This window comes from Klebsiella sp. K-3, from assembly GCF_051207495.1.
In the GTDB taxonomy this organism is placed as follows: domain Bacteria; phylum Pseudomonadota; class Gammaproteobacteria; order Enterobacterales; family Enterobacteriaceae; genus Klebsiella; species Klebsiella aerogenes.
The window spans coordinates 206,297-230,638 of record NZ_JBPNXF010000008.1; the positions used below are offsets into that span (position 1 = coordinate 206,297).

The 24,342-nt window shown below is 52.8% G+C and carries 20 protein-coding genes, 1 tRNA gene and 1 pseudogene; 8 read left to right on the forward strand and 14 right to left on the reverse strand.

Annotated elements, in window-relative coordinates:
• The first annotated feature begins 185 nt into the window (after positions 1-185).
• The 3 genes from ACSEMK_RS15080 to ACSEMK_RS15090 all read left to right on the forward strand — a co-directional run bounded on the left by ACSEMK_RS15080 (position 186) and on the right by ACSEMK_RS15090 (position 2,508).
• Complete coding sequence (locus ACSEMK_RS15080) at positions 186-554, forward strand: hypothetical protein (RefSeq protein WP_430915069.1); 369 nt, start codon at positions 186-188, stop codon at positions 552-554.
• A gap of 229 nt (positions 555-783) precedes the next feature.
• Positions 784-1,080 (forward strand): hypothetical protein, encoded by a 297-nt coding sequence (locus tag ACSEMK_RS15085; protein WP_087859854.1) that lies wholly within the window; start codon positions 784-786, stop codon positions 1,078-1,080.
• A 387-nt stretch (positions 1,081-1,467) separates the two neighbouring features.
• Positions 1,468-2,508, forward strand: a complete 1,041-nt coding sequence (locus ACSEMK_RS15090; protein WP_113373090.1) for a LacI family DNA-binding transcriptional regulator — start codon at positions 1,468-1,470, stop codon at positions 2,506-2,508.
• Positions 2,509-2,534: 26 nt separating this feature from the next.
• Here the strand turns inward: ACSEMK_RS15090 and ACSEMK_RS15095 are convergent, their stop codons facing one another.
• The 6 genes and pseudogenes from ACSEMK_RS15095 to ACSEMK_RS15120 all read right to left on the reverse strand — a co-directional run bounded on the left by ACSEMK_RS15095 (position 2,535) and on the right by ACSEMK_RS15120 (position 10,153).
• On the reverse strand, positions 2,535-3,881 hold the full coding sequence (locus ACSEMK_RS15095) for an MFS transporter (RefSeq protein ID WP_113373089.1): 1,347 nt from the start codon (positions 3,879-3,881) through the stop codon (positions 2,535-2,537).
• 36 nt (positions 3,882-3,917) lie between these two features.
• A complete protein-coding gene (locus ACSEMK_RS15100) occupies positions 3,918-6,401 on the reverse strand; it encodes a hypothetical protein (RefSeq protein WP_430915070.1) in 2,484 nt (827 codons plus the stop codon).
• Positions 6,402-6,434: 33 nt separating this feature from the next.
• Positions 6,435-7,517: a glycoside hydrolase family 88/105 protein gene (locus ACSEMK_RS15105; RefSeq protein WP_213316642.1), complete on the reverse strand. Its 1,083-nt coding sequence runs from the start codon at positions 7,515-7,517 to the stop codon at positions 6,435-6,437.
• 681 nt (positions 7,518-8,198) lie between these two features.
• Positions 8,199-8,972 (reverse strand): hypothetical protein, encoded by a 774-nt coding sequence (locus ACSEMK_RS15110; protein WP_430915071.1) that lies wholly within the window; start codon positions 8,970-8,972, stop codon positions 8,199-8,201.
• A pseudogene (locus ACSEMK_RS15115) lies at positions 8,969-9,469 on the reverse strand (tyrosine-type recombinase/integrase); the annotation flags it as partial. The pseudogene ACSEMK_RS15115 and the gene ACSEMK_RS15110, both read right to left, overlap by 4 nt.
• Before the next feature lie 360 nt (positions 9,470-9,829).
• Positions 9,830-10,153: an ogr/Delta-like zinc finger family protein gene (locus tag ACSEMK_RS15120; RefSeq protein WP_047043583.1), complete on the reverse strand. Its 324-nt coding sequence runs from the start codon at positions 10,151-10,153 to the stop codon at positions 9,830-9,832.
• 1,097 nt (positions 10,154-11,250) lie between these two features.
• Here ACSEMK_RS15120 and ACSEMK_RS15125 point away from each other — a divergent pair.
• Positions 11,251-12,012: a reverse transcriptase domain-containing protein gene (locus ACSEMK_RS15125; RefSeq protein WP_074194668.1), complete on the forward strand. Its 762-nt coding sequence runs from the start codon at positions 11,251-11,253 to the stop codon at positions 12,010-12,012.
• A gap of 199 nt (positions 12,013-12,211) precedes the next feature.
• Here the strand turns inward: ACSEMK_RS15125 and ACSEMK_RS15130 are convergent.
• Positions 12,212-12,287: transfer RNA gene (locus ACSEMK_RS15130), tRNA-Ile, on the reverse strand.
• Between the two features lie 125 nt (positions 12,288-12,412).
• Between ACSEMK_RS15130 and mug the strand changes: the two genes are divergently transcribed.
• Entirely contained in the window at positions 12,413-12,919 is a 507-nt protein-coding gene (mug, locus tag ACSEMK_RS15135; RefSeq protein WP_047065600.1) for a G/U mismatch-specific DNA glycosylase, read from the forward strand.
• A 70-nt stretch (positions 12,920-12,989) separates the two neighbouring features.
• On the opposite strand, the gene rpoD is transcribed toward mug, so the two are convergent.
• The 3 genes from rpoD to rpsU all read right to left on the reverse strand — a co-directional run bounded on the left by rpoD (position 12,990) and on the right by rpsU (position 17,123).
• Positions 12,990-14,834, reverse strand: a complete 1,845-nt coding sequence (gene rpoD / locus ACSEMK_RS15140; protein ID WP_087859835.1) for an RNA polymerase sigma factor RpoD — start codon at positions 14,832-14,834, stop codon at positions 12,990-12,992.
• Positions 14,835-14,984: 150 nt separating this feature from the next.
• Entirely contained in the window at positions 14,985-16,730 is a 1,746-nt protein-coding gene (gene dnaG, locus ACSEMK_RS15145; protein ID WP_087859834.1) for a DNA primase, read from the reverse strand.
• A gap of 177 nt (positions 16,731-16,907) precedes the next feature.
• The gene (gene rpsU / locus ACSEMK_RS15150; protein ID WP_001144069.1) at positions 16,908-17,123 is read right to left on the reverse strand and encodes a 30S ribosomal protein S21; all 216 of its coding nucleotides are present in this window, start codon (positions 17,121-17,123) and stop codon (positions 16,908-16,910) included.
• Between the two features lie 238 nt (positions 17,124-17,361).
• Here rpsU and tsaD point away from each other — a divergent pair, with 238 nt between their 5' ends.
• The gene (tsaD, locus tag ACSEMK_RS15155) at positions 17,362-18,375 is read left to right on the forward strand and encodes a tRNA (adenosine(37)-N6)-threonylcarbamoyltransferase complex transferase subunit TsaD (RefSeq protein WP_032712539.1); all 1,014 of its coding nucleotides are present in this window, start codon (positions 17,362-17,364) and stop codon (positions 18,373-18,375) included.
• Positions 18,376-18,421: 46 nt separating this feature from the next.
• Here the strand turns inward: tsaD and ACSEMK_RS15160 are convergent, their stop codons facing one another.
• Both ACSEMK_RS15160 and plsY read right to left on the reverse strand, forming a co-directional pair.
• Complete coding sequence (locus ACSEMK_RS15160) at positions 18,422-19,891, reverse strand: MFS transporter (RefSeq protein ID WP_430915072.1); 1,470 nt, start codon at positions 19,889-19,891, stop codon at positions 18,422-18,424.
• 213 nt (positions 19,892-20,104) lie between these two features.
• On the reverse strand, positions 20,105-20,725 hold the full coding sequence (gene plsY, locus ACSEMK_RS15165) for a glycerol-3-phosphate 1-O-acyltransferase PlsY (protein WP_015703522.1): 621 nt from the start codon (positions 20,723-20,725) through the stop codon (positions 20,105-20,107).
• Between the two features lie 233 nt (positions 20,726-20,958).
• Here plsY and folB point away from each other — a divergent pair, with 233 nt between their 5' ends.
• Complete coding sequence (gene folB / locus ACSEMK_RS15170; protein ID WP_020077905.1) at positions 20,959-21,342, forward strand: bifunctional dihydroneopterin aldolase/7,8-dihydroneopterin epimerase; 384 nt, start codon at positions 20,959-20,961, stop codon at positions 21,340-21,342.
• Positions 21,343-21,411: 69 nt separating this feature from the next.
• Entirely contained in the window at positions 21,412-22,233 is an 822-nt protein-coding gene (bacA, locus tag ACSEMK_RS15175; protein ID WP_087859832.1) for an undecaprenyl-diphosphate phosphatase, read from the forward strand.
• Between the two features lie 11 nt (positions 22,234-22,244).
• On the opposite strand, the gene ACSEMK_RS15180 is transcribed toward bacA, so the two are convergent.
• Positions 22,245-23,486, reverse strand: coding sequence for a multifunctional CCA addition/repair protein (locus tag ACSEMK_RS15180; protein ID WP_213316623.1), 1,242 nt, complete (start codon positions 23,484-23,486; stop codon positions 22,245-22,247).
• A 61-nt stretch (positions 23,487-23,547) separates the two neighbouring features.
• Positions 23,548-24,168, reverse strand: coding sequence for a TIGR04211 family SH3 domain-containing protein (locus ACSEMK_RS15185; protein ID WP_087859830.1), 621 nt, complete (start codon positions 24,166-24,168; stop codon positions 23,548-23,550).
• Positions 24,169-24,342: the final 174 nt, after the last annotated feature.

Below are 24,342 nucleotides of genomic sequence, written 5' to 3' on the forward strand. Positions count from 1 at the left end.
TTCTTTTACCGCGATGAGAATGGGGAGATAGTTGCCCTGCAATGGCATTTGGCGGGTTTGATTTTGTCTGTGTATATCTCTAAAATGCAGTCAATTATTCTGTCATAAATTCATCCTGCTAGTGAAATAAACCATTGTTTTTTCGTTTTAAGGGATACGATTTTGCTGAGAAGGGAGGCTTCTTTGTGTTCAATGGTGCAGCGCGCTCTGACGTAAACAACTTCATTAATATAGAAAAGGGAAGGCGCGGTAGAAAGAGTCAGCCGTTTATCTCTTTCTCCAAAAATGGGGGGCATGTCAGGATCGCGGCTTTTATCGCTCGTCACGGAGAACATGTTGATATTCAAATAGATTATTCCAGCAGAACCATTCGGGTTAAGAAGGTTGAGCACAACGGCGTGCGTATTAACGTCGGCGGCGTTTTTACCCGTAAGGTACTGGTGAAGCAGTTTCAGTTTGGCGAGAAGAAGACTATCCGCGTCGATCTCACCCAACAGGACGATGGCTGGTTTTATGGCGACTTGCCGGTAGAGTTCACGGCCAATTGCGCATAAGACGTTATTGTGGAAATTAGCCATTATTCAGCTATGTTGATACGGAGATAGCGGATAATGGCTTTTTTATATCAATAAGATATAAATGCGAGTCATTATAGTTTCGTATTAAAAATTTATTTTTAAGTAAATAAGCACCATTAAACCCTATTAAATAATAGTTATTTCCAATGATATCTTTGCAATAATTAAGGGAAAATAGAGACTCAATAAAAGGAAGCGATAATTAATGGAACATTTACTCAGACACTGTGAACAGGTTGTAGTTGGCCCCTATAGCCGCGACGCCCGGGCGCTGGCGCATGAAGTGATCGACACCATCTCGGCGGGCGTTCCGCCGGAGCAGCTGATTCTCCCCTGGATGTCGGTTAAAGAGGGGCTGCCCGACGCCAATAGCGGGCGCTACGTGTGCGCTTATACACCAGCGAAATCTCAGGACCGCCGCTATCAGCTGGTCTCCGCTGCGATGTTCCGCACCGTTTGTCGGGATGCCACCCACTGGTTTTATATGTGGGAAGCGCTATAAGTGAAGGAGGCTGAATATAGAGTATCGGGTGTTTCGATAATCTTTAGGGCTGATAATATAAATATTATATTTATAAATATGATGGCAAATTTTTAAACAACAGAATAATCCACACCCTAATTGAATAAAAATATAATCATCGATATCAAAATCTTCATGCTGTTACAGGATTAGCGAGTGAGCGGTAGCAATGGCAGGATAGTGCGGCTGACGATCACAAATTCGCGATTCTTAATCGATGCCGGGTAAAAAATGGCTTATCGTGCCGTGGTGCGCTAAGTCGTTTGGGCAGCATCAATGGCTACACTGAGTACTGCATATTATTCGCCAGTCGCGGCGATTTTCATTTTTACGCCGAGTAGCGCGCTGTGTCAGAAAGGATGAGAGATGAGTAAATCAGATAATCAGGCAGATCGCGATGCTGGATATCGCCGCGTGCGGCTGGAGGATATCGCTACCCGTTGTCGTACCTCGCTCAGTACCGTGTCGCGGGCGCTATCGGGCGAAAAAGGGGTTAGCAACGAACTGCGCACGCGTATTCAGGAAGTGGCGCGGGCCATGCGATATACGCCGGCTCAGGAGCTGGGCGGCGCGCGGATTGTGCTGGCTATTTCACAAGTGGCGATGCTGGATTACAACCGCTATCAGTTTAGCTGGTACGTTCTGCAAGGGTTAAAAGAGCGAGCGAAGGTGCTGGGCGTTGATCTCATTACTCATCAGCTCAGCGATAATGACAACGGCGCTCTGCAGGCGCTGCTGGAAGAAGCGGACGTAGGTGGCGTGCTGGCGCTGACGGTGGACGACAGCGGCTTTCTGAATACGGTGGCGAACCTGAAAAAACCGGCGGTATTGGTGAATACCGACGATCCATTAATGCGCTTGTCCAGCGTGCTGCCCTGTAACCGTTCGGCCACGCGCATGGCCTGTGAATATTTGCTCGAGCGCGGCCACCGCGACATTCTTTTTTTAACCCACCCAGGCAGGCGAACCATTGAACAGCGTGAAGATGGTTGGCGGGAAGCGATGCGCGCTCGCCAGCTGTTGTGCGACGATTCGCGGATCCTGACGGTTACCGACTGGCTGCCGGAGCTGGCGGAGCAGGCGGTGATCGCGCGTTTCCGTGATACTCCGCGCGAGTGTACGGCGATACTGTGCGCCAATGATTCGCTGGCGATCGGCGCGATCAACGGCGTGCGGGCCTTAGGACTTCGCGTGCCGGAAGATATCTCGGTGGTGGGTATGAATAACCTGCCGCAGGCGGAGTTTGCCACACCGCCGTTGACTACCGTTCACCTTCCGGTACACGAAATCGGCACGCTGGCGCTGGAGCTGCTGCAGGATATGATTGCCGGTAGTGTCGAAATTCCAAGGCGGGTTGAGCTGGCGTGCGCCATCGTCGAACGTCAATCGGTGGCCCGTATCGCCTGATATGAGCCACCGGCAAAGGGAACGGGTTAGTCGAATTTAGCCCGTTCCATCTTCGGCACTAACAGTAAATACATAATCGCCCATGCCAGCAGATAAGCCACAGAGCTGATGGCGAACAGCGCCCAATAGTTACCAGAGGCTTCAAGCACGGCGCCAATCACCGTTGAGAAGATTACGCTGCCGATCATCCCGAAGGTACTGCCAATCCCCACGACCGAACCGACGGCTGCGCTCGGGAACAGATCGGATACCGAGGTCAGAATATTGGCAGACCACCCCTGGTGCGCCGCCGCAGCTAACCCGACCAGCGCGACGGCGGCCCACAGATTTTCGACCTGGGTGGCGGCGAAAATCGGCAGGACCAGGCAGGCGCAGATCAGCATCGTGATTTTACGTGCGCTGGCGGTGCTAAAGCCTTTACTCATCAATTTGCCGGGTAACCAGCCTGCGCCGAGGCTGCCGACGATGGCGAAGAGATAAATAACGATCAGCGGTAGACCCAGGCCTTCCATGTTGATACCGCGGGATTCGTTGAGCCATTTTGGCAGCCAGAAGAGGAAGAACCACCAGATTGGGTCGGTCAACATTTTGCCTAATGCCACGGCCCACAGTTGGCGATAGCCCAGCAGATGCGTCCATTTAATGGCCGAAACGCTGACGGCTTCTTCTTTATCCTGAGCAATCCACGCCTGCTCTTCGGCGCTGGCCTTCGCTTTCACCGGACCAAAGGCGATGAACCAGGGAATCAGCCACAGTAAGCCAATGGCGCCGAGAATTAAAAACGCGCCGTGCCAGCCATAATGCACTGCGATAAGGGGGATCAGCGCAGGTGAGATAACCACGCCGATATTGACCGCGACGCCAAGAATGCCGGTCGCCAGCGTGCGTTCCTTTTTAGGATGCCACTCGGCAATCACTTTCATCGCCGCCGGGAAGTTAGCGGATTCACCTAGCCCAAGCAGGACGCGAACCAGCGCGAATCCCGCTACCGACCCGACGACGGCATGCGCCATCGCCGCGACGCTCCAGACGACCATCGCCGCCGCATAGCTGATTTTGGTCCCCAGTTTGTCGATAATTCGCCCGCATACCAGCGTGCCGACGCCATACGCGACGGTAAATGCATTAACCAGCCAGCTATATTCCATTTGCGTCCAGCCGATATCTTTTTGCAGCATCGGCGCCAGCAAGCCGAGGATCTGGCGATCCATATAGTTAACCGTCGTGGCAAACACCAGCATGGAACAGATGACCCAGCGATAGTTGCTTTTCGGTTTAGCCATTTCGCGAGCGGGATTGTGCAGCGTATTCGGATTAACATCATCAGCGGCCTGCCCGGAGGGCACAGCCTGTTTGTCGATTTGCGTATCCATTATTATTTTCCTTGCCCGGTCTCTGCCGGGCGTTGGTTACAGAGGAAGTTCACGGCTGCTGCCCACGACGCTCCACTGCTGTGGGTCCAGCGTGCGGTTTTCGGCGCTCACTCGTCCATCGGCCAGGAAACGCACCGTTCCGTACAGCGGGTCGTTCACTTCGATACTGCCGTCCTCGTGCTGCATCATGGTCAGGTCGCTGAAACATGCGCTGAAGGATTCCAGGGAGCTATCGACCCGATCGTTGATGCGAACCAGCCAGCGGGTTTGTTGCCCGTTAAGGCGTATTTCGCAGCCGCGGGTTGGCCCCGTATTCACCGTTTCAAATGGCTGATTGCCCACCAGTAGCGCCATACCGTTACCGCTGCGTACCGCCGCGCGCTGGCCGCTAATGACGACCTCATCAAACTGGCTTTGCGGCAGCCAGGCATGAGTAAAGCCAGGCTGATCGGCGTGCAGATTGAAAGTCAGCACCGCCAGTCCGCGATATTGCTGCACGCGCGGCAGCGTGCCGCACCCGCCCCAGTAAGAGGGGCGACCGAATCCGCCGTGCAGGGTCTCGCCTGGATGGTTGATCCAGATCTGCGCTTCAGGTTGGTTGCCCAGACGTAAATGGAACGGCGTCTCCTGATAGCCCCATTCTCCCCAGCGATAGCCGGCGATGGACCCCATCGCCGCATGGCGGTTTTTGTAGTGATAGAGTTTGGCGATCCGGTTAGCGCCCTGGGCAAAACACCACTCGATGGCGCTCTCTTTTTGCCAGGCGGCAACTTCTGCTAGTTCCGCCGGAAGGGTGAGCAGGCCATCACGCAGCAGCAGGGCTAATTGCGGCAGCGCATGGAAACGACAACCATAGTTACCTTTGCCCCACAGCAGACGCGAAATCGCCGCCAGTTCCAGAGAGCGTCCGGCGCGTAGGGTGTGTTCGTAAGAACGTCCCTGCGAGGCGGTCAGAAAACCCTGGTGGGCGGAGCGGGCAATCTGCGCCAGCAAGCGTGTGATTGCCGCGATGGCGCGCTGGCTTATTTGCGCGTCGCCGGACAGTGCCGCCAGTGCGGTGAGACCTTTTAAATCAATGGGGAAGTAGGGCGCTGAGTTCCATTCGGCCATTTCACACTGCTCGAAATGGTCCAGCCAACTGATGACCCGCGCTTTACCCGCCGCCGCCTGCTCGCGTCCGCTGCGCCCGGAACGAGTGAAAGTCGCGTCCGGGAAGAGATTGCCCGCCAGCAGCGCCGCAGTGTGGAACAACAGGGCGTGGTTCTCAGAGAAGTACCACTGTACATCGTTGCCGGGTTCGTCCATCCAGTAGCGGAAACGCAGAATCGCGTCATCGATGCGCCCGCGAACCTCCGGGTCGATCTTGTCGCCCCATACCGTCCGGCACCACAACAGCGGCACAAGCGTAAAGTCGGCACAATCGTGGCAGTCGAGCACCGACGGCAGAACGCCATCCAGCATTTGCTGGGTTTGCTCATCGTTCAGGCCGCAGGCCAGACGCGCCAGCGCTTTGACGCTGCTATATTCACCTTCATGAGCGACCACCTCCAGCGCTTCCACAATCCGTGCTTCCAGCGTTGCCGGGATCGCCGTTTGGCGGTCAGCGTGGCAGATTTCGACGCCCAGCGTGCGGCTTATCTTGAACCCTTCACGCTGCAGCGTGATGTGGAAATTGCGGAAGTCCGCCGGAATAGCTTCACTTTCAGCAATGGCGACCAGCGACTCGCCGGCGGAGAGTCGGCTATCGAGCGTGACCGGTTCATCCAGCGAGATAAAATCCCCCAGCACGTTGACGTGCAGGCAGTAGTCCGTCGACGCGGGTTGAGGAAATACGAGCCGAATGGTGCCGCGGTTATATACCGGATGCTCGAAGGAAACGCCGTCCAGTAACTGCTCCATCTCTTTGACCTGCGCATCGGTTAGCGGCGTTGCCAGCGCAATACGCAGCGGCTCGCCGTCAAGGTAGTCGAGTTGGAAAAAGAAGCGAATATCGCGTTCGGCTAAGTCATCAAACCACAGCTCCAGCTCATTTTTCCCCGCCTGTAACGACAGGCTGAATTCACGCTGGTTTTCCAGGTTGCGCTGATAATCCGCCATCCAGAGCACTTCTTCGCCGTTCAGCTTTAGCAGCGCGCCGCCACAGGTGGAGAGGCGAAAACGATACTCGCCCGCCTGTGGGCAATCGAGCAGCGTTCTGGCCCAGGCGCCGACGCGGGTTGGGCGAAACCAAAAGCCGGAGAGATCGACCCTGTCGGAAGCAAAAGGGAACCACCAGCGAGAGTAGTTTGCGCTGGCGAAAGGCTGCGGTTTTTTTTCAGCAAAGTGCTGGCGAAAATCGTCGCGGCACGGGTAGGTATGAGGAATGAAGTTTTTATGTTTACTTAAAAAGAAAAACGGGTCCATTTCGCCAGCCATCGGCGTGTCCGCCGTGTCATAGCGTAAACTGGTAATATCGGATAGCTGCCAGTAGCGCACGGCGTTACCCGCCGTTAAATTAAAATTACTATATTCGATAGTCATTATTACTTTCTCCAAATAGAGAAGGAATCTATTTTATTTATTATCAGTCAGGCGCAAACCTTCGCTCAGGCATAATATTGCTAAGGCCTGTCCATAACCGGTAGGTTGTAATGGAATATCTTTATAAAATTGCAGGGTGCGCCCCATTCGCGTGCCATAAGAAACATTGTGCACCGTTCCTGCGCCATCAATATTATCCTGAACAATCGCCAGCGCTTTCATACCCGCCTGTAGCCATCGTTCATCGCCAATGCCAAGACGGGCGCCTTTTAATAAGCCATAGCCAAAACCGGCAGTCGCGGAAATTTCAATGTAAGAGTCAGGATGGTCGAGCAGGGTGTGCCAGGCGCCATTAGCAGCCTGCAGATCGATTAACGTATTAACCTGCTTTTTCAGGCACTCTATCAGGTACTCCCGAACGCCCGCGCCTACGTCGGCTAGTTCCAGTAATTCGAGTATACCGACGGTGATCCACGCATTACCGCGCGCCCAGCGGGCTTTGGCAAAGTTGCTGTTCTCGACAAAGCTCCAGCCGTGGTACCACAGGCCGGTCTGCGGATCGTTGAGATAGCGCGCATGCAGCAGGAACTGCCGAACGGCTTCATCTACCAGCTCCTGGCGCCCGGATACCGTGCCGTAGTGCGCGAGAAACAGTACTACCATAAACAGCGTATCGTCCCAGATCTCCATGTCGTTAATGCCGTCGGAGACCACATGCTGGAAGCCTTGTTCCGGCGTACGCGGTAGTTCCGTCATCACGCGGTTTGCCCAGTTATCCAGCACCTGCTGGTAGTGCGGTTGCCGATGATGGGACCAGAAAAGCGAGAGGGGAAGCATCGGCGCGGTGGTATTGACGTTCAGGCCTGGTAGGCCTTTTTCGATATTTCCCTGAAACCACTGGTCGATAATTTGATATAGCTCATCAGACTTCGTATTTTCCCATAAACGTACCAGACCAAATAGCCCTACGCCCTGCGGCCATTCCCAACTGGAAAATGAAATATAATCGCCGGCGCTACCGTCAAGATTGGGTTCATTAAACCGCCCGTTATCCTTTAATTCAGTAAATCCGCGCAGCAGTAAATCAATATTTTTATTCAGTGGACGCTTTTCCATTTTTATTCTCATTCTATCTGTAAGGATGATTTGGCTATAAGAATTAAATCACTACGCATTTCATATGCGCAATACGAAAAAATTTTGCGTTTATATTTTGTGAGCCTTGCCGATATTTTATTGCCCTGCGAGGACGTCGTTTTTTGCGAAAAACAGGCAGGAATTGTTGATAAAACAAGAGGTTGTTGGAACGATGTTTCATTTTTGATTTGGGAAGCGCTAAAATTTTTTGCGTGAACAGCAAAATGGCTGGAAACAATCGCACAACCATTACTGAATTCAGGAAAAAACCTACTTCGTGGAGTGGCTTAATTGTATGATTTTAAAACTAAAATGTGTCGTGTTTAGTGTGGGGACAATAAGCCGGATGTTCTGCTCGCGTGAATGCGTCAGGAGTAGGTCGCCTCAAAGAAGAGTCGTCGGAAATGTTTGAGATCGCCATTTTGCTGCCAATTGCGAGCCAGAAAAGAAAAAGCCACTCTTTCGAGTGGCTTAATTATATGATTTTAAAGCTAAAATTTGGTGGCCCCTGTTGGGTTTGAACCAACGACCAAGCGATTATGAGAACCATAGTAGACAAAGTAAAAACAATAACTTAGATAAAAAACAGGTGGTTACAAAACCAATATCCACCAATAAGAGCTAATATTCTTAAGTTTGTGCGACATTTTTGCGACATTTTCATGCTCTGCTTGAACCCATCGGTTCAAGTTTTACGGTTTTTTTTTCGGGAGTAAGTTTAAGTGAGTTATATTTAAAAATGCATATAGAACCATCAGTTAGTGACATGGCGAATGCTTTATCTGAGATAGATGAGATATATCTATATTGTGTATTGGGTGTGCTTTTACATTGTCCATCAGACTGAACCAGCAACGTGTCTCTTCCTTTCATTATTTTTGTCGAATTGATATGCCCCCAAAGATAGCAAGCCACAGGTATAAAGCAGAGTATAAAAATAGCAAGTTTTCTACCGATTTTTAACTCCATTAGAAAGGTTGTTTTCTTTGAGATCAGGTAAATTGCAATTACGGCAATTGCAAAAGGAATCATTGCTTGAAAAAAATCTGTCCACGGGAAGTCTGGGGTAGGTTCTTTGTAAGCCTTGCGGATCGACAGTGCGACAGAAGCTAAGTTAGTGAAAATCACGACTGCTAGCGATACATTTTTTATCTTCTCAAAATATTTTAATTTTGCAGTGATATGTTTCTTAAGTGCTTCGTTAATATTTGTATGAAAATATTCCCACAGGTTTATGGTTGAAAAGGCAATTATCACCAAAATACATGGTATTGCAATAGTATATAAAATGGATGGAAATATTTCTGAAAAGGAAGCGAACTGCAGAATATTAATATCAAACACAGACCAAAAAGCCCAAGAGTATAAAAATGAAGTGCCTATAGCATATGCACATGCCATAGCCCATAAAGTAATTTTGTATTCTATAGTCATTTTCTTCTCATAAGTGGATTGAGTAACAGTGCTTCTTCTAAGTGATTGGGTGCAAAATGAGCATAGCGCATTGTCATCTTAATATCGGTGTGCCCAAGTATGCGCTGAAGAACAAGGATATTCCCTCCATTCATCATGAAATGCGATGCAAATGTGTGTCTGAGAACATGCGTAAGTTGTCCCGCAGGTAATTCAATCCCCGCCCGTACAAGTGCAGATCTGAATGCGTAGTAACAGGGGCTGAACAGAGCACCGTTCTTTTTAGGAAGTTCAGCGATGATTTCAGGGTCAAGCGGGATGGTTCGGTTACGCTTACCTTTCGTTTTAATAAATGTGACTTTTCCGGCAGTGATTTGATTGCGCTTCAATTTCTCGGCCTCTCCCCAGCGAGCGCCAGTAGACAGGCAAATTCTGACAATCATCTCCAAATCTTTAGCTGAGCTGTTGCGGCTTTCCTCTAAGAGCATGTCAATCTGCTCTCCAGTAAGATACCGTAATGACAGGTTGCAGGAAAACCGTATGAAACCTGAAGACGAAATCTGGCCTGGCTGGAGGTGATGCCGTGTAAGTACGTGATATGCAATGCGTAAATAATTCGTCACATGAATTATCATTTCACATATTGTGCGTTTAAGTGTACTGTATGTTTATACAGTATTTGTTTCTGAGGTGGCTGCATGGATATTTTGGAGGCGTCCGCAAAGCTGGAGCGCATCGAACTACTGGCTAAAATAGCGCATGTTTGCGATGTAAACGCAAAGGAAAAAACTATCGCTCTTGAGTGGATTGGGGAAATTGCGGAAGAGTTGAGGGAGATAACTAGGGGCAAGAAATCAAGCCCCTGTAGCGAGAGCGATTCACGCAGCCGGTGCCGCTTTCAGTAAGTCCAGCGCCATCTGCTTTTGATCGGGTGACAGATTTTTTAGCAATGTTTGTACTAAAGCATCACCCGTTTTCGCGCTGGGGCTAAGAGTGTGGGAAAACGTCAAATTCATTACAAAAGTGTGCCCACACTCAACATCTGCGCAGGCGCAATAAATATCAGCAATCTGCCGGTGTTTCCGGTTCGTCTTTCGAATTACAGCCTTTGAGCCGCATTCCGGGCATTCAATCTTCAGGACTCTCATATTCCACTCTCCGGCTGTCAAAATATGCCTGGATTTTAACCCTTTTCGCCTCATGCTGCATCCTTATCCGTTGATTCATCTGCGAATTTAAGATGCAGATGCCCCCACGAATGCGGGCGCTATCCGTGGCGCTGGCCAGAAAGCCGATCAGCTTAACGGTAAGTACTCGCCGGTGATTGGCCAGTAACCATTCTACCCCAGCCAGAATTAAAGCCCGCGTAATGCGGGTTTTTTTATACCCCCCATAAAACGCTGCGTAACGCCCGCAGCGGTCTTTTCGCGTCTAAACAATCCACCGCAACACGCAAAACAGATCGTGCGCACAGCAGGGCGCTGGCAGCGTGTGAACCTGACAAAATAAATCTTTCCGTGACGAAAACGGCGCTACACCGCACCCGCCTGCGGTTTTTGGATCGTAAAAATTTTTCAGTTGGATTTTTTTACAAACGACCCCGCCAGCCCGCGCCACTTCTGGGGCGTTACGGGCAGGTGCAAACTGAAAAGTGTGAAAAGAATTTCAGTTTTTTTCAGTGGATAGGATCTGTGGAGGATCTAGCGGAAAATGCAACCGACAGATAAGTAAGGATATTTTGTGTTTTAGGTGAGTCTGGACGATCAAGTTACACAAGTAGTAGTCGGCGAGTCAGGAAATGTGAGGTCAGGGCTGACGCGGTTTTCAAGCAAAAAAGCCAAAATGAGGTACTGTAAAAATCGAAAAGTAGACATCTTCGTGATTTTTAGTTGCCAATGATTTAAAGATGTTTCAAATATATGATGCTGCGTGTAATCTTTATTTTCCTGACGTTAGCCGGGATATCCGGCCTCTCTGTACTCGTCGTTATTCGACTTGCCGATGGTCGCCGCTCGACGCTGCAAGCTGCTTTAAGCTGCCGCTCGTCGCGGAGGGTTGCCGAAGGTTTCTTAACGCTTCTTAAGGGGGCGTCGCGTTTTTAGTTTGGGCTATGCGCTTGCGCTAAGAATCGTCAGGATTGTATAGAGAGAACGATTTATGACTAAACAACATAAAATCGGCTTAGTTAAAGTGCTCGAAACTACCACGGTAGTTTTGGCCTTTATCAACGAGTCGTGGACTTTCGTTGAAAAGGTGCTGAGCCTCTTTAACATAGTCCCTAACTACTTGACGTGCACAAATGAAACCAACATGGCTGCATAAATTTGAGGTTAAGGAAAATCGTTGGGTTTATATTCCCGATGCCGAAACACATCAGTTAGGACAAAAAATACACACCTATATCAAGAACAAATGGAAGTCACCACTCTATATGTTTCATCTCCGAGAAGGTGGACATGTTGCTGCGGCTAACTATCATCTTAGAAAGAAATATTTTAGCTTGATTGATATATCCAATTTCTTTGGAGCTACGAGCCAAAGCCGTGTTACAAGGGAGCTTGGGCGGCTAGTTCCATATGTAAAGGCTAGAGAAATTGCTCGGCTATCGACTGTGAAAAACCTCAATGGTAATGGACTAAAACACGTAATCCCATACGGATATCCACAGTCACCAATCTTAGCTAGCTTATGTTTTCATCAATCATTTTGTGGGAGTACCATCAACACTATCAGCAAATCAGGCCATGTATCAGTAAGCATTTTCATGGATGATATTTTGCTTTCGAGTGATGATCTTGATCAGCTTCAGAATGCTTTTGATATTGTTCTTAAAGCTTTGAGAACCTCCGGTTATACCGTCAATGAAGATAAAACCCAGCCTCCTTCCTTGATGGTTAGCGTTTTTAACCTCGAACTGAGCCAAAACTCACTACGTGTAACGTCAAAAAGAATCGTCGAATTTTTACAGGCATTTATTTCCAGCAAAAATTCCCATGAACGTAAAGGCATTGCATCATACGTTGGAAGCATAAACACAGCCCAAGCAAAATTGTTCCGATGAACCAGTAGGCGTCGTAGGAACTTTTGCACTTTAATCTCTCTTCTCTCTTGCTCCAAAATTACTTCTGAAGGCCACGTTTAACGCAGAGCCATCCGGCATATCTAAATCCTCATGCGACACTTTTGCGACACTTAGATAGCGAATAGCAAAAAGGCCACTCGCGAGAGTGGCCTAAGTGTATGTATTTACTGCTTAAATTTGGTGGCCCCTGTTGGGTTTGAACCAACGACCAAGCGATTATGAGTCGCCTGCTCTAACCACTGAGCTAAGGGGCCGTGGCGAGGGATTATAATGTAACTGCACGCGGCAATCCAGCGTAAAGCGCTCGGCTGCTGTTTTTATAAACAATGCATTTTCAATCCTTTATAATCAGCTTTTTAGTCATTCAGCCGGAGAAATTATGATTAGCGATATCCTGGCGCCGGGGCTACGGGTGGTCTTTTGCGGCATCAATCCGGGGAAGTCCTCCGCGCATACGGGGTTTCATTTTGCCCATCCCGGCAATCGATTCTGGAAGGTCATTCACCAGGCGGGGTTTACCGAGCGGCAGCTGAAGCCGGAAGAGGAGCAGCATCTGTTGGATACCGGCTGCGGTATCACCATGCTGGTTGAGCGGCCGACGGTGCAGGCCAGCGAGGTTGCCCTGTTGGAACTGCGCAATGGCGCGCAGGAGCTAATAAGCAAAATCCAGGACTATCAGCCGCAGGCGCTGGCGGTGCTCGGCAAGCAGGCCTTTGAGCAGGCATTCAGAGTGCGTGGCGCGAAGTGGGGACGTCAGGAAGCGACCATCGGTGAAACTGAAATCTGGGTGCTGCCCAATCCCAGCGGTTTAAACCGGGCGACGCTGGACAAGCTGGTTGAAGCCTATCGCGAACTGGATGAGGCGCTGGCGGGACGAGGGCGGTGATGGCGCCCGAATCGCAGGCATAAAAAAAGCTCCCCGCGGGGAGCTTTTTACTCTCTTTGCAGCGCGACGATTAATCGTCGAGGAAGCTACGCAGCACTTCAGAACGGCTTGGGTGGCGCAGTTTACGCAGCGCCTTCGCTTCGATCTGACGAATACGTTCGCGGGTAACGTCGAACTGTTTACCCACTTCTTCCAGCGTGTGGTCGGTGTTCATGTCGATACCGAAACGCATACGCAGCACTTTCGCTTCACGAGCGGTAAGGCCCGCCAGCACGTCGTGCGTTGCCGCACGCAGGCTCTCGGTGGTCGCAGAATCCAGCGGCAGCTCGAGGGTGGTATCCTCGATGAAGTCACCCAGATGCGAATCTTCATCGTCGCCGATCGGCGTTTCCATGGAGATCGGCTCTTTGGCGATTTTCAGCACCTTACGGATTTTGTCTTCCGGCATCAGCATGCGCTCGGCTAGTTCTTCCGGCGTCGGCTCGCGGCCCATTTCCTGCAGCATCTGGCGGGAGATACGGTTGAGCTTGTTGATAGTCTCAATCATATGCACCGGAATACGGATGGTGCGCGCCTGATCCGCGATGGAGCGGGTGATAGCCTGACGGATCCACCAGGTCGCATAGGTGGAGAACTTGTAACCACGACGGTATTCAAACTTATCTACCGCTTTCATCAGACCGATGTTGCCTTCCTGAATCAGGTCGAGGAACTGCAGACCGCGGTTGGTGTATTTCTTGGCGATAGAAATAACCAGACGTAAGTTCGCTTCAACCATCTCTTTCTTCGCACGGCGGGCTTTCGCTTCGCCGATGGACATGCGACGGTTGATATCTTTAACCTGCTCGATGGTCAGGCCGGTTTCTTCTTCAATCTGTTGCAGTTTCTGCAGGCCGCGCTGAACGTCTTCTTTAACGTCATGCAGCTTCTCGGACCACGGCTTGTTCATCGCCACGGCGGCATTGAACCAGGTTTCGCTGGTTTCGTTGCCGGTGAACAGGGTGATGAAGTTTTTCTTCGGCATTTTGCACTGTTCAACGCACAGCTTCATGATGATACGTTCTTGAGTACGAACGCGATCCATCATGCTGCGCATGCTGTTGACCAGGTAATCGAACTGTTTCGGTACCAGGCGGAACTGTTTGAAGACCTCGGACAGCTTGAGGATCTCTTCCTGCGCGGCGGCGTGGCTGCGACCTTTCGCTTTGATGGTGTCGCGAGTCAGCTCATACTGGGTGCGCAGCTCGGCGAATTTCTCGCGGGCCAGCTCCGGGTCGATGCTGTTGTCATCATCGCTGCTGTCGTCGTCGTCATCTTCTTCTTCATCTTCGTCGTCGTCCATCTCTTCCTGAGACAGCTCGGAACCGACGTGAGTGGCGGTCGGCGCCATATCTTCTTCAGCGTTCGGATCGACGAAGCCGGTGATCAGGTCAGACAGGCGAGCTTCTTCAGCTTCGACGCGGTCGTACTGTTCCAGCAGATAGGTGATGGCTTCCGGATATTCCGCAACGGAGCACTGGACCTGGTTGATCCCGTCTTCGATGCGTTTAGCGATGTCGATTTCGCCTTCGCGGGTCAGCAGTTCAACGGTACCCATTTCGCGCATGTACATGCGCACCGGGTCGGTCGTACGGCCAATTTCAGATTCAACGCTCGACAGCACCTGGGCCGCCGCTTCTTCTGCGTCTTCATCGGTATTATTGGAGGTTTCAGCAAGCAGCAGATCATCGGCATCCGGTGCTTCTTCCATCACCTGAATACCCATGTCGTTGATCATTTGGATGATGTCTTCGATCTGATCGGAGTCGACGATATCTTCCGGCAGATGGTCATTGACCTCGGCATAGGTCAGATAGCCTTGCTCCTTACCACGTTGGACAAGAAGCTTCAGCTGTGACTGCGGGTTTTGCTCCATAAGACGGTATCCACACTTAATTCGTTTGATTGGTGCAGGCAGACGAACTGCCAACATTTAAAGCGAGGGCGTACTTATATTATTGCCGCTGCGCCTCAGCGCGGCTGTCGGGGGCTTCCCGATCGATATTCGGCACTTAAGCCGTTAAATTCATTTTTTGGCCAGTTCCTGGCTGATAGTCCAGAGTTCCCGGCGCTCCTCACTGCTTAAACCATGTGTGCGATCGCGAGCTATCAACTCTTCTTGTCGCAGTTCCAGCAGTGAGTCAAACATATGGTTGAGCGAGTCGGTGAAGGTTTGTTCAGCGATATCCTTATCTGCTATATCGTCCCACATCGACAGTTTTTCAAGGGTTGCTGCTTCATTTGTCCCGCGATACTGCTCTAAAAGTTGCCCGGTGGTCAGACCTGGCTGCGCCAGACACGTATTGACCAGTTCGCTGAATAAACCAAGCCCTGGCATCTTTTGCTGATCCAGACCGGCTAAGGGCGGAACCAGCGGCGCCAGATCGGGGTTCTGCACCAGTAACCCTATAAGTATACGCATGGTCGTGCGTTTTAGCTGCGGCGCCGGGCGTTGAGCGCTATTTTCCGCCTGTTTCGGCATTAAACGTTCAAGCTGGGCGTCATCCAGAATGCCCAGTTTGTTGCCCAGCTCCTGACGCAAATAGATGCGCAGCGTTTCGCCCGGCACCTGGGTTATCAGCGGCAGCGCCAGCGTGCTCAGCTGCGCGCGCCCGTCCGGAGTGCTCAGGTCGACCTGCGGCATCAGGCTATTAAACAAAAACGTGGAGAGCGGCTGAGCCTGCTCCATCCGCGCTTCAAACGCCTCTTTGCCCTCTTTACGCACCAGCGTATCCGGGTCTTCGCCGTCAGGTAAAAACATAAAGCGTAGCTGGCGGCCATCGGTCATATACGGCAGCGCCGTTTCCAGCGCGCGCCATGCCGCGTCGCGGCCAGCCCGGTCGCCGTCGTAACAGCAGATGACCTGATTGGTCGCCCGGAACAACAGCTGAATGTGGTCGGCGGTCGTCGAGGTGCCCAGCGAGGCCACGGCATAATTAATGCCGTACTGCGCCAGCGCAACGACGTCCATATAGCCTTCGACCACCAGCAGACGCTGAGGTTCGGCGTTATCCTGCTGCGCTTCATACAGGCCGTACAGCTGGCGGCCTTTATGGAAAATATCGGTCTCCGGGGAGTTCAGGTATTTTGGCAGCGCATCGCCCAGCACGCGCCCGCCAAAACCAATCACCCGGCCTCGCTTATCGCGGATCGGGAACATTACCCGTTCGCGGAAGCGGTCGTAACTGCGCCCCTGATCGTTGGTGACCAGCATGCCCGCGTCAATAAGCGACTGGCGGTTTTCCTGATTGCCGCCAAAACGTTTTAAAACGTTATCCCAACCAGGGGGAGCGAAGCCTATTGCGAAGCGGGTAATCACCTCGCTGCTTAAGCCGCGTTTTGCCAGATACTGGCGCGCGGGTTCGGCGGCGGGTTGGTTCAGAGACTGTTGGTAAAACGTGTTCAGACCGTCCAGCAGCTGATAGAGATTTTGCCGCTGATGCCGTTCTATCTGGCTCGGTCCATTACCTGCTTCATAGGGCACTTCAAGGTTGTGCATGGCGGCCAGCTCTTCGACGGTTTCGACGAACTCGAGCTTGTCGTAGTTCATCAGGAAGTCGATGGCGTTGCCGTGCGCACCGCAGCCGAAGCAATGGTAAAACTGCTTTTCACCGTTGACGGTGAAGGAGGGGGTTTTTTCGTTATGGAATGGACAACACGCGTGATAATTCTTGCCCTGCTTTTTCAGCTTCACCCGAGCATCGATCAGATCGATGATGTCGGTGCGCGCCAGCAGGTCATTGATAAATACGCGTGGGATTCGTCCAGCCATATGCCCCGTAATCTATACACTGCATCCTGCAAACGGCCTCGATATGTCGCCTGAAGACAGTTTGAACGATCTCGTGTATCTGCTAATGCATAAACGAAAATAAGCCGCGCATTCCTTTCGGAAGCACGGCCTTACAACTACAACTCGGTCTGAATTGAGAGCTTCGCTCTCAACAGATTAGTACAGACGAGTGCGGCGTGCGTTTTCGCGAGCCAGTTTCTTCGCGTGACGTTTCACTGCAGAAGCTTTAGCGCGCTTACGTTCGGTAGTCGGTTTTTCATAGAACTCACGACGACGAACTTCCGCCAGAACACCTGCTTTTTCGCAGGAACGCTTGAAGCGACGCAGAGCTACGTCGAACGGCTCGTTTTCACGTACTTTAATTACCGGCATGTGCCTCTCACCTTTGATTAATTCGGTTTGCCGCTGGCCGCAATGCCAGCTTATTTCAAAATGGTGCGGAATTTTACTGCAACTACTGCTGCTTTGTAAAGCACCGGCGCCTTTTTTGAAAGGGGACTTTTATAAGGGTGAGGAGTATACACGAAGAGAACACCAGGGGTGAGCAAAGTTTTACATCGCCGGTCATTGGTCCTACACTGCGCGGTATTGAAACGAGGTAAAACAACTCATGCGTGTACTGGGAATTGAAACATCCTGCGATGAAACCGGCATCGCCATTTACGACGATAAACAAGGTCTGTTAGCCAACCAGCTGTATAGTCAGGTGAAATTGCACGCCGACTACGGCGGCGTGGTGCCTGAACTGGCGTCGCGCGACCACGTGCGTAAGACCGTTCCGCTGATTCAGGCGGCGCTTAAAGAAGCGGGTCTGACGGCGAAAGATATTGATGCCGTTGCCTATACGGCAGGCCCTGGCCTGGTGGGTGCGCTGCTGGTCGGCGCGACCGTTGGCCGCTCGCTGGCGTTCGCCTGGAACGTGCCGGCGATTCCGGTACACCATATGGAAGGACACCTGCTGGCGCCAATGCTGGAAGATAACCCGCCGGCGTTCCCGTTCGTCGCTCTGCTGGTTTCAGGCGGTCACACCCAGTTGATTAGCGTCACCGGCATTGGTCAGTATGAACTGCTGGGCGAGTCAATCGATGATGCCGCTGGCGAAGCCTTTGATAAGACGGCGAAACTGTTGGGGCTGGATTATCCCGGCGGGCCGATGCTGTCGAAAATGGCGTCTCAGGGCACGGAAGGCCGCTTCGTTTTCCCGCGGCCAATGACCGATCGTCCGGGGCTCGATTTTAGCTTCTCCGGCCTGAAAACCTTCGCCGCTAATACCATTCGTAACAACGGCGACGATGAGCAAACCCGTGCCGATATCGCCCGCGCATTTGAAGACGCGGTGGTCGATACGCTGATGATTAAATGCCGCCGCGCGCTGGAGCAAACCGGCTTTAAGCGTCTGGTGATGGCGGGGGGCGTAAGCGCTAACCGTACGCTGCGCGCGAAGCTGGCGGAAATGATGAGCAAACGCGGCGGCGAAGTGTTTTATGCCCGTCCTGAGTTCTGTACCGATAACGGCGCGATGATCGCTTACGCCGGGATGGTCCGCCTGCAGGGCGGCGCCAATGCCGGACTCGGCGTTACCGTGCGGCCGCGCTGGCCGTTGGCGGAACTGCCGGCCGCCTGATAACCACAAAGAAGCCGCCCATCGAGGCGGCTTTTTTACGCGTGGATTAAGGCTGCTGATAATCCTCGGCGTCGATGTCGTAGCCTGACGGCTCCCAGCGTATCGCCAGCAGCGACAATAGCCCAATCAGCGGCGCCGCGGCGATGATCCAGAAAACGCGGGTATCCAGCGCGGCGACCAGCAGCGGGAAGAGGAATAAAGAAAGCGTTGAGCTGCCGCGCATAAGCGTCTGGTTGAGCCCGACGCCAACGCCGCGCAGCGATGTCGGATAGCTTAACGAGGCGAAGGTCATAGTGTGTGCGCCGGGGCCAAACCCCTGGCCGAAAAGGAACAGCGCCAGCATCGCCACGGCGGCGACGCCTTCTCCTGCGCCATCAGGGCGACCAATCAGCGCCAGGCCGAGCAGCGCCGTTAGCTGGCAGCCATAACCCGCCAGCGACATCCGCCAGGCGCCGAAGCGCGGTACCAGGCGTACCGCCAGCATCCCTCCTACGAAAGCGAACAGCAAATTCAGCGTCAGCGAAATCAAAATCGTCGTCAACATTGACTGCACGAAGAAGCTGGAGATGATTACCGGCAGACCGAACGCGACGGCGTTATAGGCAAACGAGGAAACCACCGACAGCAGGGTAGAAAGCGTGGTGCGGCGCAGGTAGACGCCGCGGAACAGGCGCAGATAGTTACTCCATTGGGCGCTACGAACTTTGGGCGCCGGTTTTTCCAGCGCGTCCTGGGCAACGTGTGCATTGATGTTGTACGCCTGGCGTAAAATAGACGCAGCTTCACGCAGGTTGCCCTGGTTGGCGGCCCACACCGGCGATTCGCTCATGTAGCGGCTACGGATAGCGATAATCACCAGCGCCGGGATGGCGCCAAAACCAAGAATAATCCGCCATAGCCAGTCGCTATGGCTTTCCGGCAAGACGGCATAGAAAAAGAGTACCAGCAGATATGAAATGCTGATTGCCGCGTACCATGTGGGGCACCACATCGCCACGCTGGCCGCCTTGTTGCCGGGGCCTTTGAGCCTCGCGAATTCGCTGAGAAACGCCATCGCCACCGGCAGGTCTATCCCGACGCCGAGGCCCATCACGAAGCGCGCGCCGGTAAGGACGTATTCATTCGGCGCCAGCGCGCAGGCGATTGCCGCTACCACGAAGAACAGCATATCCGCCATAAACACGCGATAGCGGCCAATTTTGTCCGTCAAGTAACCGCCGAGCAGCGCGCCAACGATAGCGCCGAAGGTGATGGCTGAGGCGACCATCCCGGTACCGGCAGGCGTCAGGTTGAATTCCCGGGTAATATCTTTCAGGCCGAAGGCCAGCGAGCCAAGATCGTAGGCATCAAGGAAAATACCGCCGAGGGCGATTCCCATGACGATACGCGCGTTATTGCGCCCGCTGCTGCCTTCATTGATGAGGCGCGAGACGTCCGCCGCGCTGCCGATCCATTTTACTTCCCCGCCGGGCGACGCAGAGGTTGCCGCGGGCGTCGCGTTAATTACATCAGTCATGGTGTTGTGCTTTTTTCTCTTATAAAGATCTTCAGAGTAAACAGCGACGCGGGGACGAAAAAATCACTTTTGGTTATAACTCATAACTAAGTCATTGTAGTGAAAGGATTATCTTTGGTTTTCTCTTTTGCCGCTATGATTGGCTAAAAAAGTGGGAAATAGAATGCGTTTGTGGGGGCAAAGAAGCCCGGCACAGGCGGCCGGGCGTGGAGATTATTTCTGCTCTGGCGTTTTTTTCTTCTTCTTAAAGCGTGACCAGATTTTCGTTTCCTGACGGCGCCACAGGCGCTGGATGTTGTCGTGATGGCGTAGCAGGATCAGGCAGGAGAGCATCGAGACCGGAAAGGTGTACTGCGGCTTGAACCACCAGACGTAGAAAGGGGCGACCAGCGCGCTGACGATAGCGCCCAGCGAGGAATACCCGCTGAGCAGAATAGTCAGCAGCCAAGTGCCAGCCATCACGCCGGTGAGATCCCAGCCGATGGGCGCGATAGCGCCAAATGCGGTTGCCACCCCTTTGCCGCCGCGGAAATTAAAGAACACCGGCCAGATATGGCCGACGCAGGCGGCGATCGCCACCAGCCCGAGCCAGAATGGCGTCAAGCCGAGCGCCCAGGCGCCCCAAACCGGCAGCATCCCTTTCAGGACATCAAAAATTAATACCGTTACGGCTGCTCCCTTGCCGCCAATTCGGAGTACGTTCGTCGCCCCAGGGTTGCCGGAACCGCTATCGCGAGGGTCGGGCAAACCAGCAAGACGGCATACCAGAATGGCGCTGGAAATTGAGCCGCAGAGGTAGGCGAGGATAACTAGTCCAGGCGCGATTGCACTCATCAGCTGTTCCATTTTGAAAATGTCGTTAGAACCCCACCCATTTTCGTGTTAACAGTTTGTTGGCTTTCTTTGCGCGATAGGTTACATAGTGATGCTGCTATGTTCCCGAAATCTTGCCGCGTCGCCGCTGTCAGGACACGTGAATTCTTTAGGGGATGTCTTTGCATCTGTGGATAATACGCATAATTCGCCGGAAGTGGTATCCGGTTTAGCCAAAAAGCAGGCAGGTCGTGATGGATATTGTATTTATAGAGCAACTTTCGGTAATCACCACTATCGGTGTTTACGACTGGGAACAGACCATCGAACAGAAGTTAGTGTTCGATATCGAAATGGCGTGGGATAACCGCAAAGCGGCCGCCAGCGACGATGTTAGCGATTGCCTGAGCTATGCTGATATCAGCGAGTTGGTTATCAACCACGTCGAGGGCGGGCGTTTTGCGCTGGTCGAGCGGGTGGCGGAAGAGATAGCCGATCTCCTGCTGCAAAAATTTAATTCTCCGTGGGTGCGGATTAAAGTCAGCAAGCCTGGCGCGGTGGCTCGTGCGGCCAACGTTGGCGTAATCATTGAACGTGGCAGTAATCTGAAACAAAACGTTTCTCGTCATAATGTTTAAACAAATTTGTTTTATACCGGTCTTAGTGCCTGGATTTTAATTTTACTTTTTCTTTTAAGGGTTTATTGAATGGGCGATTTACACTCGCTGCTGATAGCGGCAATTTTGGGTGTGGTTGAAGGGTTGACGGAGTTTTTACCGGTTTCCAGTACGGGACATATGATTATTGTTGGTCATCTCCTTGGCTTTGAAGGGGATACCGCCAATACTTTTGAAGTCGTAATTCAATTAGGATCTATTCTCGCGGTCGTCGTGGTGTTCTGGCGTCGACTGTTTGGCCTGATCGGCATTCATTTTGGCCGCCCGCCGGTGCATGAAGGCGAAGGCAGCGGGCGTCTGTCGTTGATTCATATCCTGTTAGGCATGATCCCGGCGGTGGTGCTGGGGCTGGTGTTCCATGACCTGATTAAATCGCTGTTTAACCCGGTTAACGTCATGTACGCGCTGATTGTCGGCGGCTTCCTGCTGATCGCGGCGGAACTGTTCAAACCGAAACAACCGCGCGCGGTGGGGATTGACGATATGACCTATCGTCAGGCGTTCGCCATCGGCTGCTTCCAGTGTCTGGCGCTGTGGCCTGGCTTCTCTCGCTCCGGGGCGACCATTTCCGGCGGTATGCTGATGGGCGTTAGCCGCTATGCGGCATCGGAGTTCTCTTTCCTACTGGCGGTGCCGATGATGATGGGCGCCACCGTGCTGGACGTCTACAAGAGCATCGGCTTCCTTAACGCCGGGGATATTCCGATGTTCGCCGTCGGTTTTATCATGGCGTTCATCGTGGCGCTGATCGCCATTAAAACCTTCCTGCAGCTGATTAAACGTATTTCGTTTATCCCGTTTGCAATCTATCGCTTTATCGTCGCGGCAGCCGTCTACGTGGTCTTCTTCTAAGGCCCTGGCCCTCAGCCTTGCGGCTGGGGGCAACGTTGTTCTTTCCACTGCCCCACGGCCGCAATTCTGCGCCGCGTCAGCTCTTCGCGAATCTCCGGTCCTTTGAAACCTTCCGCTACGACTTCTTTAGTGGAGACCGACTGCGCCACTTCCCAGGCTTCAAGCAGCAGGCGCCCCTGCGGATAATCACAGGACTCAAAACCGGTACGCCCGCGCACGTCGGCCTCGCTGGTGAGGGCGATTTGCTGTACACGCTGCGGCTTGCGCCAGGCATCGATGCTATCAAACAGCTTCACGATGGTTTTTGGCTGCAGAATCGGCAGGGTGTGGATCAGATCGTGGAATTCGGCGACCAATCTGGCCAGATCGCGGATATCGTTTGGCACCCGCAGGCGCTGGCAAATCTGTTCCACCAGCTTTACCCCCGCCGGGCCGTGGCCGTGGTGGCGCGGCCAGAACTCTTTGGGCGTTAAACCTTTACCAAGATCGTGGCACAGGGTGGCGAAACGGACGTCGATGGCCGGCGATAGCATCGCCGCCATGGTGAGCGTCATCAGGGTGTGTACGCCGGTATCGATTTCCGGATGCCATTTGGCCGGCGCGGGGACACCGTACAGGGCGTCGATTTCCGGGAACAGAACCTTCAGCGCGTGGCAGTCGCGCAGGGTCTGGAAAAAGACCTGCGGGTTACGCGTGCTAAGCGCGTTCTCCGTCTCTTTCCATACCCGCTCCGCGGTTAAATGCGCCAGTTCGCCGGCGTCCGCCATCGCGCGCATCAGCGCCATGGTTTCATCGGCAATGCGAAAACCGAGGTGGGCATAGCGTGCGGCAAAACGCGCGACGCGCAGTACGCGTAGCGGATCTTCGCTAAAGGCCGGCGAGACGTGGCGCAGCAGGCGCTGGCGTAAATCGGCCTGGCCGCCATAGGGATCGTAAATCTGACCGTCAGTGTCCTGAGCCAGCGCGTTAATGGTGAGATCGCGGCGCAGTAGATCTTGCTCAAGGGTGACGTCAGCGGCGGCATAACAGGTGAAACCGGTATAGCCGGAACCGGATTTACGTTCGGTACGCGCGAGGGCGTACTCTTCACGGCTTTGCGGGTGAAGAAACACGGGAAAATCGCGGCCTACCTGCTGGTAGCCCGCGTCGAGCAACTGCTGGGGCGTGGCGCCAACCACCACCCAGTCTCTGTCTTTGACCGGTAGTCCTAATAACGCATCTCGTACCGCACCACCGACCAAATAAATCTTCACGCCTGTTTCTCCCGCATCGACTTTTCGCAAGATGATACGTAAGTCTGGCAGAGAAGACGAATTAGTTCATCCACCGGTCTTTACGCTTGCGGCTTGGTACCAGATGCGGCAGCACCAGGCCAAGGATCAGACCGACGCCAAGCACGCCGCCGCCGTACATAAACCACTGCATGATAATGGTGCGCTGTTTATCATCAAGCTGCAGATTCGCCGCGTTCACCTTCTTCTGAGCGACAACCAGCTCGTTTTTCAGCTTTTGGTTCTCTTCTTTCAGAGCGTTGATCGCGCCATCGCTACCGGCGACTTTTTTCTGCATGTCGGCGGTACGCTGGTTCCAGGTGGCGTCAATATTGTTCAGCTTGTCGGTCAGCGTTTTGACCTGATTTTCCAGATCCGGCACGCGAATGCGCAGGCTGGGCTCGTTGCTCAGCTCTTTCAGCGGGATCCAGGCGGTACGGCCGTTGCTGTCGCGTACCTGCGCGTAATTCGTGCTGTCATTGGTTTGCAGAACGTCGACGGCTTCGCCGGCGTTAATGGTGCCGACCAGACGATAGTTATCGCCAGGACCGCTGCGAACCCAGGTGTTCAGCTCATCGGAAACGTAGCGCTTTTCTTCTGCGTGAACCGCCGTAGCGGCGCTAAGCGCTAGCAATGTAAAGGTAATAAGGCGTAATTTTGGCATCAGGTCATCGTTTGGTCATAAAAAGTTGAACGATAGTAGTGGCATCGCCAGAGCGACGCAAAGTTTTCCGCCACAATCGGAATCATCCAAATGCAGCTGGCAAATGCGCATTGCATGGCGATTCGCCGCAAAATACTATTTACTGACAAAAAATATCGTCATTAGTTCGCCGCA